Genomic DNA, 13,795 nt, shown 5'->3' on the forward strand with positions numbered 1-13,795 from the left:
ATTCCATTTCCACTAATACGTAAAATTCAGAAGGAATTTATAGGTAATAAGGGCTTAAATAAGTGAGTTTGAGGATTAATAGCAATACTATTTAAAGTGTTGGTATAAATATGAAAAATACGAAGAAAGGTAGGCATATGTAAGTGAAGAAACCTGTAGCATTCATTATATTCAATCGCCCAGATACAACAGCTATCGTTTTTGAAGAAATTCGCAAATATGCGCCAGATCAACTCTTTGTTATCGCAGATGGTCCTAGAGCCCACAAAAAAGACGAAGCACAGCTATGTGAAAAGACACGTGCAGTTCTACAAGTGAATTGGGATTGTGATGTAACATACATATATTCAGAAGAAAATCTAGGATGTCGGAAAAGAATTTCCTCAGGATTAGATGAAGTATTTTCATATGTGGAGGATGCCATTATTTTAGAGGATGATTGTGTCCCACACGAAGATTTTTTTGCATATTGCGAAGATTTGTTGGATTATTACAAAGACGATGAGAAAATCATGGCGATTTCAGGGAATAACTTTCAAACAGATGATTTTGAAATTGAAGAAAGTTATTACTTTTCCATATTCCCTCACTGTTGGGGATGGGCTACATGGCGAAATTCTTGGGGTAAAATGGATGTAGAGATGAAGTCGTGGCCTAACTATAAAGTGTCGGGTGACTTTGATCAACTATGTTATGATGTGTTTTTCAAAGAGTACTGGACAACGATTTATAATGATACATATTTAGGGAAAATTGATACATGGGATTATCAATGGACATATTCTTGTTGGTATCATAAAGGACTGGCTATATTACCAAATAAAAATTTAGTTAGCAACATTGGATTTAGAGAGAATGCAACTCATACTACTTCAGAGAATAAATTATTGGAAAACCTTCCAACATTTAAAATGAATTTCCCTCTTAAACACCCAACTTGCATAAAGATTAATTTTGAGGCTGATTTCTATGTATCAGAAAATATTTTTTTTGTAAATGATTTAAAAGAGCGAGCTATGACAGACTCAATGAAAATCAAACTTTTTAAGTATTTGATGGATAAAAACAATTTAGAGGAACTCTTTAAAAATAAAGTCTATATTTTTGGAACGGCTGAATTAGGGGAAATAATAAACTCCTTTTTCAAAGTAAATGGGTATTCGATTGAAAAGTTTATGGTTAACAAACTTTCAGAGAATAACCAAGAATTAAATGGTATAGAGGTTGTTGAACCAACTAGGTTATTTGAAAAAGAGGCGAAAATTATTGTTTCTATAGAGGGAAATCATGATAAAGAGATTATTGCAAAATTGAAACAGATATTTAAAGAAGATAGGGTAGAAATTTTTTCATGGAAAGATTTCATATAGTTCTATTAATATGTCCACGAACTACTTAATTATCTTTTTGCTAACTAGTATAACCTATTTTTTAGGATAGATGTCGTAGATATAGGTTTTTTTTAAGTGTTTAAAAGAAAGGACTGGTTGTTATGAAAAAGAAAATTATCTTTGGAACAGGTCGAATTGCAGAGAGTGTTATACAAAATATTACTATGGAGGATATATATGCATTCATAGATAACGATAAAAAAAAATCTAAAGGATTTTTTCATGACTTACAAATTTTTTCACCTAAGGAATGCATGGAGCAAATCGATTTGAAGGATTTTATCATTCTTGTTGCTTCTTCACAGTATGAAGATATTTCTAAACAATTAATTTCCATGGATTTGGTTGAGGGTATTCATTTTTTTGATGCTTTGACACTGCTATCCGTAGCACAAATTAGAGAACTGTTGAACATAGATATGGATATTGAAGATGAGTTTATTGAATTATATATTAAAGTTAAGAATTATTCTATGACTTCTATAGATCGTCTTTACTCGCTATATCAATCTGTTAAATACGTTATTGCTAATGAAGTACAGGGGGATTTTGTTGAGTGTGGTGTATGGCGTGGGGGAAGTTCAATGATGGTTATGGAAACTCTTAGAAAACTAGGAGTTACTGATAGAGATGTATATTTATATGATACTTTTGAGGGAATGTCAGAACCAAGTGATAGTGATATTGATTTCTGTGGAAATAGGGCAGAACAAAAATGGTTACAATCTCAATCAAGTTCTGTGAATTTGTGGTGTTATGCTTCTTTAGACGATGTTAAGAGTAATATAGAAAAAACCAGTTATCCAATGGACAAAATTCATTTTGTAAAAGGAAAAGTGGAAGAAACTTTAACTGAAAATTTACCCGAAAAGCTATGTTTGCTACGTCTTGATACAGATTGGTATGAATCTACTTATCAAGAATTATTGCATTTATATCCATTATTATCTTTGAACGGTGTATTAATCATTGATGATTATGGACATTGGCAAGGTGCACGTAAAGCAGTAAACGATTACTTTAAGAAGTATAATGTGAAAATGTTGTTAAATAAAATCGATTTTACTGGACGGTTGGGGTTGAAAACGCATGATTGATAATCATTCTTTAAAGTTATTAAACGTTGGTTGTGGATCAACTTTTCATAAAGCCTGGGTTAACATTGATATAAATAGTATTCATGAAGAAATCATAAATGTGGATATTCGAAAAGGTCTGCCATTTGAAGAAAGTTCTTTTGACGTTGTATATTCTTCTCATGTACTTGAGCATTTCTCAATACAAGATGGTTTAAGTCTACTAAATGAAATTTATCGGGTCTTGAGGCCAAATGGAATAGTTCGTATTGTAGTTCCGGATTTGGAAAATATAACGCGCAATTATTTGAGTTCACTAGATCGTGTTAAAGAATATGAAAGTAAAGAAAATGTTTTTAATTATGAGTGGATGCATATGGAGATGTATGATCAAACGACCCGCTCCATAAGTGGCGGTAAAATGGGTAACAAAATGCTCGATTTAACAAATGGTTTTGATTTTATGTTTGAACGTATTGGGTATGAGATGTTTAATGCTCAAGAACGAGAGCTTATAAATAAACTTTCGAGTATTCAAATGGAAAAAAGTATTTACATTTTTGGAGCAGGTACATTTGGTCAACGAATTGAGAAAATACTATCAAAACATAGCGTATATATTAATGGTTATATTGATAATTCTACGTCTCTTATCGGTCAACTTGTCGATAATTTTCTTGTTAATTCCTTATACAATATATCTAAAAGTGCACATATAATAATTGCTTCGACATGGTGGAGAGAGATAGAAGCTCAGTTAAAAGAGCATGACTTTACTAACTATTATATCGTAAAAACTGAAGTTGAAAAAGTATCTGTACCCGATGGGAAATTAGAAGAAGTTAGGGAGTATATACAAACACAGCTAGGAATGGACTATCTGAGAGCTTTTGATGAAGGTGTTTTTCGAAACCAAGGAGAAATTCATAGACAAATGTATGATCAATACTTATTAAAAAGGACTCTTTTAAAAACAGGATTTGTAAATGTTACTAAAATGAATGCATTAGAAAGTACAATTCCGAATTTTGGTGAGTATCAATTAGATGAAATAAATGGGAAAGTGCGCAAACCAGACTCTTTGTTTATGGAAGCAACAAAAAAAATAAAGAGAAGGTGAAAAAATGAACATACTTCATATAAATACCAATGATTTACGTGGCGGTGCAGCAAAGGTAATGATGCGTCTTTTACAAAGTCAGCAATCATTGGGATTAGAAAGTAATGCGCTTGTTGGAATCAAAGAGTCCGAGCATTCTTTTGTGTATCCTTTTGATATTAGAAAGCATCATAAACTTATTCAAAAATCTAAAGAAGAAGGCTATGTGAATTATAATACTTTTGGTGCATTTAGATTGTTTGAAAATCCGCTTTTTCAACAAGCTGATGTAATTCATCTACATAATATGCATGGTGATTATTTCAATCCATATGCGATTTCAATGTTATCCCATATTAAACCGATAGTCTGGACATTGCATGATATGCAATCGGTTACGGGGCATTGCTCTTATTCTTATGATTGTAGTAAATGGATGACTGGTTGCGGAAATTGCCCATATCCTAATGAGTATCCTGCTATTCAGTCAGACCGTACGCACTTAAATTGGGAAGAGAAAAAAGAGATATATAATAACTCTAAGTTGTTTATTGTCCCAGCTGCTCAATGGATCGGGGATATTGCATCAAAAGGAATATTACAAGGACACCCTATGGAGGTTGTTTTAAACGGTGTTAATATTCAGATGTATCACCCAATGGACAAGCAATCAGTACGTCGTAAGTATGGCCTTCCTACAAATAAAATTATCATTGGTGCAGTAGCTAATGGTGGGACATTTGGGGAAGAACGTAAAGGCGGGAAATACGTGCAAAAAGTCATTGATCGGCTTATTGAAGCAGGATATGATGTCTTACTCGTTAATGTTGGTGGAGCAGTGCAAGGATATGAAAATGACTATTTATATCATGTTGGATATTTATCAACAGAAGAGGAAATGGCAGAGGTTTATAATACTTTTGACTTGTACTTATTCCCTTCTTTAGCAGATACATGCCCTTTAGTTATATCTGAGGCTATGGCATGTGGAATTCCAATTGTAACATTTGATACGGGTGGGATTCCAGAAATTGTTAAGCATGATGAAACCGGGTTTGTTGCTCCTCAAAAAGATGAAGATGCTCTTTATTCTTACACTGAATTGCTAGTTACAGATAGTGATTTAAGAGTATCGTTTGGATATGCAGCTCGTTCTTATTGTGTTGCTAATTTTGATCACGAGTTAATAGCACACAAATATTTAAAAGTATATGAAAAGACTATCCAGCTATTTGAACAGAGAAAAGATGAAATTCTTTATTTTGATTTAGAGCATGTTCCCGATGTGATTAAAAATCAACAACTATTTTTACATGCAGAGCAACTAAAAGGAAAACCGCTTGTTGAAGAAATACGTGAAAGTCAGACTTTAGCAGTTATTTCTGATAATACAGGAGCTTTATCGAAAGCAGACATAGTTTTTGTCAAAAAGGATAAGTTTCATCTTGCGGAAAATTACTTTAAAACGATGCTTTATAAAACCGTAGAAACAGATGTTTTAACGAGTGGTATAACCTTAGTAAGAAAAAGCGGAAAGCCATTTTTCCAACCTGTTTTGCCAATACGAGAAAATAATCATATATTAAATACAGTCATGGGCAGTAATTTTTATTCGCGTTCTTTTTTTGATAGAAATAAAGAGGCAATTCTAAGTGGAAATCAGATACAATGCAATTCATTTGAATTATTCAATACCGAAAGTGTAAGTATCCTTGTAGATGACTATATGAAAATGAAGGTAAATGAGCCAGTTTATATTTATGGAGCAGGAACACATACATTAGAGTTATTGAAGGAAAGTCCATTTTTAAATGGGTATATTACTGGTATTATTGATCGAAATTCTAATTTGATTGGAACAAAGCTTTTAGAAGAGTATGAAGTTATCGGAATAAATGATATCGACGACAAAATACCAATTTTAATTTCCTCTGCTAGTTTTGAGGAAGAGATTTACGAACAACTGTCAAAGGTTGTTAAAAATAGATTAATAAAAATATATAGTTAAGATAGGAAGAATGGGATGAAATCTGCACTGATCACAGGCATCACGGGCCAAGATGGTGCCTATTTAACAAAATACCTTTTAGATAAAGGATATCAGGTACATGGACTTGTTCGACGTTCCTCTATTGAACGTTATGATCGGATAGAAAAGTTTCTAAAGGATGACCGATTAACTCTTCATTATGGAGATATGACGGATTCTTCCAATATAATTCGTTTAATGTCTGAACTTAGACCAGATGAGGTTTATAATTTAGCTGCGATGAGTCATGTACATGTATCTTTTGATACTCCGGAATATACAGCTAATGCTGATGGAATCGGAACATTACGCTTATTAGAAGCTATTCGCATTTTAAGACTTGAACAAAAGACTAGAGTATATCAAGCTTCAACTAGTGAATTGTATGGTAAAGTACAGGAAACACCGCAGTCTGAGACAACACCGTTTTATCCTCGAAGTCCGTATGCCGCAGCAAAAATGTACGCGTATTGGATTACAGTGAATTATCGTGAGGCATATAATATTTTTGCATGTAACGGAATTTTATTTAATCATGAATCACCATTACGTGGAGAAACATTTGTGACAAGAAAAATTACGATGGCTGTTGCGAATATTAAGAATGGTAATCAGGATTGCTTATATTTAGGCAACCTTGATGCAAAACGTGATTGGGGATTTGCAGGGGATTATGTTGAGGTTATGTGGCTGATGTTGCAACAAGAAAAACCAGAAGACTATGTTATAGCAACAGGTGAAACTAGAACTGTTCGTGAGTTTGTAGAGTGTGCATTTAGTGAAGCTGGTATTGATATTGAATGGCAAGGGACAGGTATTAATGAGAGAGGAATCAATCTTGCAACAGGTCAAGTTATTGTAGCGGTTGATCCTCAATTTTTCCGTCCAACTGAAGTAGAATTATTACTTGGAAATCCAACAAAGGCAAAAGAAAAACTTGGTTGGGAACGCAAAACTTCTTTCCATCAATTAGTTCAAATGATGGTTCAAGAAGACTTAAAAAGAATAGAAAACTAAAAAGAAGCGATGAAGGGGGAAATAGTAGATACCTTTGTCGCTTTTTAATGTAGTTTGATGGTAGTGTGCCGATAATAATAATAGATTGAAATAAAAGGTGAGTATGCAATGGATAAACAATCAAAAATATACGTAGCAGGCCATAGGGGATTAGTTGGCTCTTCAATAGTTAGAAAACTAAATGCTGCTGGGTATTCAAATATTATAACTAGAACAAGCAAAGAATTAGATCTACGTAAGCAGGTAGAAGTAGAGGCATTTTTTGAAGAGGAACAGCCAGATTATGTATTTTTAGCCGCAGCAAAAGTCGGTGGAATTTTAGCAAATTCAACATACCCAGGGCAGTTTTTATATGATAATTTAATGATTCAAACGAATGTCATTGAATCAGCACGTCAAACTAAGGTGAAAAAGCTTCTATTTTTAGGAAGTACTTGTATTTATCCGAAAATGGCGCCACAGCCGCTAAAAGAAAAATTTTTACTTACAGGTGAATTAGAATCTACAAACGAGGCCTATGCAATAGCTAAAATTGCAGGCATTAAAATGTGTAATGCTTATAATGAAGAATATGGAACAAATTTCATTAGTGTAATGCCAACCAATTTATATGGACCAAATGATAATTTCGATTTGCAAAGTTCACATGTATTACCTGCACTTATAAGGAAAATCCATGAAGCAAAGGTAAATAAGGAATCGACAGTTTCTGTATGGGGATCGGGTAGGCCACTCCGTGAGTTTTTGCATGCGGATGATTTAGCTGATGCTTGTGTTTATTTAATGAAACATTGCGATGCTGAGCTGGTTGGGGAATTTATTAATATTGGTACGGGAAAAGAAATATCTATAGAGCAATTAGCATTCCTGTTATGTGACGTAATTGGCTATGAAGGCAAGCTAGTGTTTGATATTAGTAAGCCAGACGGCACACCGAGAAAGTTAACAGATGTATCTAAATTACATCATCTTGGTTGGAAACATTCAATAGAATTGAAGGAAGGAGTTCAAGATGCATATAGTTGGTATCTTGATAATGCCATAAAGCATGAATAAAGGACCGAAAATTAGTATAATAACAGCTTGTTATAATTCTGAACAGACAATAGAACAAACGATTCAAAGTGTACTAGGGCAAACATATGAAAACATTGAGTATATTATTATTGATGGGGCCTCCACTGATAGAACGATGGAGGTTGTGGAGAAGTATCGGGACAAAATTGATAAGATAGTATCGGAGCCTGATGAGGGGATATATGATGCGTTTAATAAAGGTGTAAGTAAGTCAACAGGTACTATCGTGCATTTTCTTAATGCTGGTGATTATTATTTGGATAACGGTGTTTTAGAAACAATTTTGGAAAGGTTTAAAAAAGATTCTACACTCGATTATGTTCATGGGATTTTAAAAACAATAGATCCTATTACAAGACAAACAGACTATTATAATTTCCCAACGAATACAGATGTTAAAGAAAGTTTAATAAAAGGATATGCTATCCCGCACCCGTCTTTTTTTGTGAAAAAAACTTGCTTTGATAAATTTGGATATTTTAATACAAATTATAAAATTGCTGCAGATACTCGATTAATGGCGAAGTGCTTACTCGATTTAGAAAGTCAAGGTACTTTTATAGAAAAAGTTACGACAGTTTTTGAAAAAGATGGTATTAGCTCAGATCCAAGCTATGAAAAACTTAGAATCCAAGAGATATTTGAAATTGTTAATGAACTACTTAGTAAGGATATTCAAATTGAACAAGTATACTCAGAAGATGCTAATACAATGAACTACTTAAAAATATGGAATAAGCATCTATTATGTAATAAACGTGGAATTACAAGTTCTTTAAATAAAAATGTATATAACAAAGCTGTAATTTTTGGTACGAAAGATATTGCTCAAATGTTATTTATGGACTGTCAGCAAGAGAACATTAATGTAATTTCCTTTATTGATAATAATTATTTCAATTACACAGATAAGCTATTTGATACTACTGTTAATAATTCAGAATGGCTAATAGATAATTTAGAACTGTATGACGTATGTTTGCTGAGCGTTGAAGCTTCGCACGATGAAGAAATTGTGAAAGAGTTGCAGAAGAAAATACCTACAAAAAAAATTGTAACATGGAAACAATTAGTATCGAAGGTTTTGAAAGGTACTGAGATTAGCTAAGAATATTTTTTAGATGAATAAATCTGAGGTGAAGTATATCAATATGGGTGAGCAAATCAATATAATTATTGCAAGTGATGAACAATATTTATGTCATGCTACTATTACAATAATTTCTATATTATCGAATACCAAATCAAAAAGTATTATGTTCTATTTTCTAGATGAGGGAATAGGAAAAGAGAATAGAGAATATATAGAGTGGGAAGTGAATAAATTAAATGGTAACATTAAATTTATTAATATAGATAAAGAAATATTTTCAAAATTTTATATAAGTGGACATATTAGACAATCTGCCTATTATCGTTTAATTGCTCCAAATCTTTTACCAGTAGATGCTGAAAAGGCGATTTATGTAGATAGTGATCTCATAGTAGGTGATGATATTGTTAAATTATTCAAGGAAAATATAGATGAGTACATAATAGGTGCAGTTGAAGATTCTAAACAAGACTTAAATAGATTGAAAGGGCTAGGGATTAACAATCAGCATTATTTTAATTCAGGAGTACTGTTAATTAATCTTATCAAGTGGAGAGAAGCTAATGTTACAGAAAAAGCTTTTCAGTTTGCTATAGATAATCCTGCTAAGTTAATCTACTGGGATCAAGATACATTAAATGCCGTTCTAGGTGGTGAGTGGTATCAGTTAGATACTAAATGGAATGTGCAAACCGTATTTTTTGAATTAGAAGAATACAAAAAAGTTTGCTCAAATCCATCAATAATTCATTTTACAACTGATATAAAACCATGGCATATCTACTCAGAGCATCCATATAGGCAATTATACTTAGAATATAGAGAAAAGACCCGTTGGAATAATATATCCTTAATTAATGATAGGTTATTGGATAGAATGAGCTTAGGAACAAAACTTATTGTATTTGGTACAGGAAATCATGCAGAAAGAATAGTGGGAAATTTACCGTTTGAAGTAGCTTATTTTGTAGATAATGATGAACGTAAGTATAGAACGATATTTTTAGATAAACTAGTCAATAAGCCGAGCAGTATATTAAGTGAAAACAAGGACAATATCGCAGTTATTATTGCAAGTATGTATACAAAAGAAATAGGGAATCAATTGAAAAAACTAGGGTTTGAAAAAGATATACACTTTTTTGAATTACATAGCTAATTGGTGTAGGAGGAATTTTTATGTTGGCATCAGTGTTAATAAATAATTATAATTATGCTCCTTATTTGACTGAATGCATACAATCAGTTTTGGACCAAGCCTACTCAGATATAGAAATAATCGTTTACGATGATGGCTCTACTGATAATTCGTTAGAAATTTTATCTAAATTTAAAAATATTAAAGTAATTTCTAATAGTAATTATGGAAAAGGACATTGTTTAAATCAAATGAATGCTGTTTATCAAGCTTTTAAAGAATCTACTGGTGAAGTTGTTTTTTTATTAGATAGCGATGATTACTTTAAGAAAGAAAAAGTAGAGAAAGTTATTAATCTATTTAAAGAACATCCAAATATTGATGTAATTCAACACCCTCTAGAGGAAGTTGATGTGAATGGAATTTCAAAAGGAAACATAGTACCTGTTTTAAAGAATATTCAAGACTATAAAAATTATATTTATCAAACGGAGAGCCTTTTTCACTTATTTTCTACTACTAGTGCTTTAGTATTTAAGCGTTCTTATTTGGAGAATGTATTACCTTTAGAGGAAGACAAATTCTCTTATATAGCAGTAGATACTAGATTAATGCAATTGTCGGCTTTAAGTGCATCTATTTTCACTATATTCGAACCACTTACATATTATAGAAAGCATGGTGAAAATGATTCTGGAAAACTAGGAGATATATCGCAACATAGAATGTATACAAAGGAACTGTATAGCTTTTTTAATAGAAGTGCTGTAAAAAATGGTCATAGTTCTATATCATACTCGTATGATAAGTATTTAGAGAATACATATTTTTATCATAATCTAAGTACGGAAAAGTGTGTTCAATTTATTATGAAAAATCCAGAAAAAGAGTATTTTATTTGGGGTGCAGGTGAGGCAGGTCAAAGTGTGTATCATGCGTTAAAAAATAGTGGCTTGAATTTACAAGGCTTTATTGACAGCGATGAACGAAAACAAAACTGTTTAGTAATGGATAAGGAAGTATTGAGTCCTTCTAGTATATATGGTGAAAACAATATTTGTATATTAGTTTCTCCTTTTCATTCCTATGAAACGATTGCTACAATTTTAAAAAATCAAAATTATATTGAGAATGAGCACTTCATATCTCCATATATGGAGGATTAACAAGTGGATAATATTAAAATTTCAGTTGTAATACCAGCATTCAATGCAGAGTTATATATAGAAAAAGCTATTCAAAGTATATTGAGGCAAACTGTAAGTGTAAATGAAATCATTGTAGTTGATGATGGTAGTATCGATCAAACCTGTAAAATCGTTCAAAAGATTCAAAAAGACGAATCGAAGATAGTTTTGCATACACAAAAAAATGCAGGAGCTTCGACAGCAAGAAATCAAGGTATTCATGAGGCAATAGGTGATTGGATATTATTTTTAGATGCTGATGATGAATGTTCTGAAAATCTAGTTGAAACTTATTTAGCTAAAATAAATGAAGCTACAGAAGATATTTCAGCAATTTATACTGCTTATTATCAAATTAACGAACATTCTAAAGTTATTTCTCCGCAACTGAGCGGTAAGCGCTTAAGTGCGATAGAGGGCTTTTGCGATATTTTAATAAGAAATCCAATTATTTCTCCTTCTGGTGTATTAGTGAATAAAAAGCGATTATATGAATTGCATGGTTTTAATACGCAAATTAAGTATGTAGAAGATGTTGATCTGTGGGTGCGTTTTTTAGATAGCAATTATTCAATAGAATATATTGATAGACCTCTTTCTTACATTCGACGTCATTCAAATAATACTACCTCTAGTATGAGTACTTCACATATTGCAGAAAAGTTAATAATGGATCAATATGGTTTGGATTATATTAAAGAAAAGCTCTATAAACGAAGTTATACAATGGAGAAAAACAGTTTAGATTTTGCTTTATTTTTAATTCGTTATAAGCAGTGGAACCAATGCGAAGAACTGTTAGAGAATACTCGGATTTTAGAAGATTCATCGCAGTATAATAGCTATTGTTTTCTGAAATCTATTATTTATATTGAAGAAAAACGATTCGATGAGGCGTTGGCTGAATATGAAAAAATACTTGTTGCAGATGCAGAGCATGGGGCAGCATTGAATAATTCGGGTGTTATTTATGCGATGAATGGAAATAAAGAAAAAGCAATTACTAATATGGAACAAGCTATGTTGCTATTTCCAGGCTATTTAGATGCTCAACATAATAAGATACTAATAGAAAATAGTGAAAGAGATGAATCACTTTTTAGATTTACTTTGCGTGAGCTAAGACCGGTATTACTATCGTATAGTACAGATTAAAGAAATGTGGTGAAGAGAGTGAAGCTAATTCTACTTTCAGGTGGATCTGGTACAAGACTATGGCCACTATCTAATGACTCACGTGCAAAGCAGTTTCTTAAAGTATTACATAACGAGCAAACTGGTGAATTAGAGTCGATGGTGCAACGTGTGTACCGCCAGTTGTCCGAGATTGTTGCTGTGGAAGACATGATTGTGGCAACGAATGCTGCGCAAGTAGATATGTTACGCAATCAGTTAGGTGATATTCCAATTGTTGTAGAGCCAGAAAGACGTGATACATTTCCAGCAATCGCGCTAGCATGTATGTACCTTTATTCGGCTTTAGGGATGAAAGAAGATGAGGTTGTTGGAGTAGTTTCAGTGGATGCCTTTGTCGATGTTGCTTTTTATCAACAGGTGAAGGAACTTGAAAAACTTGTTATGACAACCAATGCTGATATCGGCTTATTAGGGATAAAACCTACATACCCTTCCTCTAAATATGGCTATTTAATACCAAAGCAATATACAGAATACATGCAAGTTGCCCGTTTTGTTGAAAAGCCATCTGAAGAAGCTGCAGAAGTGTTAATTGCTAAAGGTGCTTATTGGAATAGTGGTGTATTCGCTTTCTCTTTAAATTTGTTGTTAAATAAGCTTAGCAAAGATGGATTTTCAAATTCATATGAACAATTACTAGAGCAGTTTTCAAGATTGCCAAAAAATAGCTTTGATTATGAAGTAGTAGAAAAACTAACTAATATAACTGCTTTAACTTATGATGGGTATTGGAAAGATTTGGGTACATGGAATACATTGACGGAAGAGATGTCCCAACAAGTTATAGGGAATGGTGGATTAAGTGAGGATAGCTACAATACGCATATCGTTAATGAACTCGATTTACCTGTTAAGGTTCTTGGGATTTCCAATGCGGTAGTTGCTGTTAGCGCGGATGGTATTTTAGTAACAGATAAGCCAGCGAGTTCGCGGATGAAAGATATGCTGCATGATGGTTTGTTTTCACGGCCGATGTATGAAGAGCGTCGATGGGGCTGGTATCGAGTGCTTGACATTACGAAAAAAGAAGGGCGCGAGGTTTTAACGAAAAGACTTTGTGTTGAGGCAGGTAAAAACTTAAGTTATCAGTATCATAACTATCGATCTGAAGTCTGGACGATTATTTCAGGAGATGCGATTTTTATCCAAGATGGTGAAACAAAAATGGTTTTACCTGGAGATGTATTAAGTATTCCAATCGGTTCGAAGCATTGTCTCTATGCAATGACGGATACAGAGCTAATTGAAGTACAAATGGGTGACTTTATAGTAGAAGAAGATATTATAAGACTTGAAAAAGATTGGTTTGCAATAATGGAGTTCATTCGTTAGTAAAAAGCAAAAGTTCAAATGATGAGTATGGTTTTATAACGAATAAATAGAACAGCGACTTTCAATAATCAACTGAAAGTCGTTTTTTCTGTTATGCTAGAGATATAGAGAAAACGTTTTTTTTACCGATAAAAATAATATAATTATATGTAAGAAACC

The 13,795-nt window shown here is 32.6% G+C and carries 11 protein-coding genes; all 11 read left to right on the top strand.

The window, feature by feature from the left end; translation table 11 throughout:
• The first annotated feature begins 143 nt into the window (after window positions 1-143).
• The 11 genes from MKX57_RS03180 (at window position 144) to MKX57_RS03230 (ending at window position 13,636) form a co-directional block, all read left to right on the top strand.
• On the top strand, window positions 144-1,370 hold the full coding sequence (locus MKX57_RS03180; RefSeq protein WP_342550764.1) for a hypothetical protein: 1,227 nt from the start codon (window positions 144-146) through the stop codon (window positions 1,368-1,370).
• A 122-nt stretch (window positions 1,371-1,492) separates the two neighbouring features.
• Window positions 1,493-2,488 (top strand): TylF/MycF/NovP-related O-methyltransferase, encoded by a 996-nt coding sequence (locus MKX57_RS03185; protein ID WP_342550765.1) that lies wholly within the window; start codon window positions 1,493-1,495, stop codon window positions 2,486-2,488.
• Window positions 2,481-3,587, top strand: coding sequence for a methyltransferase domain-containing protein (locus MKX57_RS03190; RefSeq protein WP_342550766.1), 1,107 nt, complete (start codon window positions 2,481-2,483; stop codon window positions 3,585-3,587). Before MKX57_RS03185 ends, MKX57_RS03190 begins: the two co-directional genes overlap by 8 nt.
• Before the next feature lie 4 nt (window positions 3,588-3,591).
• Window positions 3,592-5,574 carry a glycosyltransferase gene (locus tag MKX57_RS03195; protein ID WP_342550767.1) on the top strand — a complete coding sequence of 661 codons (1,983 nt, stop codon included), beginning with the start codon at window positions 3,592-3,594 and terminating at the stop codon, window positions 5,572-5,574.
• 15 nt (window positions 5,575-5,589) lie between these two features.
• Window positions 5,590-6,612, top strand: a complete 1,023-nt coding sequence (gmd, locus tag MKX57_RS03200) for a GDP-mannose 4,6-dehydratase (RefSeq protein WP_342550768.1) — start codon at window positions 5,590-5,592, stop codon at window positions 6,610-6,612.
• A 108-nt stretch (window positions 6,613-6,720) separates the two neighbouring features.
• Window positions 6,721-7,668 (top strand): GDP-L-fucose synthase, encoded by a 948-nt coding sequence (locus tag MKX57_RS03205; protein WP_342550769.1) that lies wholly within the window; start codon window positions 6,721-6,723, stop codon window positions 7,666-7,668.
• Window positions 7,661-8,797, top strand: coding sequence for a glycosyltransferase family 2 protein (locus tag MKX57_RS03210; RefSeq protein WP_342550770.1), 1,137 nt, complete (start codon window positions 7,661-7,663; stop codon window positions 8,795-8,797). The genes MKX57_RS03205 and MKX57_RS03210 overlap by 8 nt, the downstream gene beginning before the upstream one ends.
• Window positions 8,798-8,840: 43 nt before the next feature.
• The gene (locus MKX57_RS03215; RefSeq protein WP_342550771.1) at window positions 8,841-9,941 is read left to right on the top strand and encodes a glycosyltransferase; all 1,101 of its coding nucleotides are present in this window, start codon (window positions 8,841-8,843) and stop codon (window positions 9,939-9,941) included.
• A gap of 20 nt (window positions 9,942-9,961) precedes the next feature.
• Entirely contained in the window at window positions 9,962-11,086 is a 1,125-nt protein-coding gene (locus MKX57_RS03220) for a glycosyltransferase (RefSeq protein WP_342550772.1), read from the top strand.
• Window positions 11,087-11,089: 3 nt separating this feature from the next.
• Window positions 11,090-12,262 carry a glycosyltransferase gene (locus tag MKX57_RS03225; protein WP_342550773.1) on the top strand — a complete coding sequence of 391 codons (1,173 nt, stop codon included), beginning with the start codon at window positions 11,090-11,092 and terminating at the stop codon, window positions 12,260-12,262.
• Window positions 12,263-12,280: 18 nt separating this feature from the next.
• Window positions 12,281-13,636, top strand: a complete 1,356-nt coding sequence (locus MKX57_RS03230; protein ID WP_342550774.1) for a sugar phosphate nucleotidyltransferase — start codon at window positions 12,281-12,283, stop codon at window positions 13,634-13,636.
• The last annotated feature ends 159 nt before the right edge of the window (window positions 13,637-13,795 follow it).

It is taken from the genome of Lysinibacillus sp. FSL M8-0216 (genome assembly GCF_038595555.1).
Classification (GTDB): Bacteria; Bacillota; Bacilli; order Bacillales_A; family Planococcaceae; genus Lysinibacillus; species Lysinibacillus fusiformis.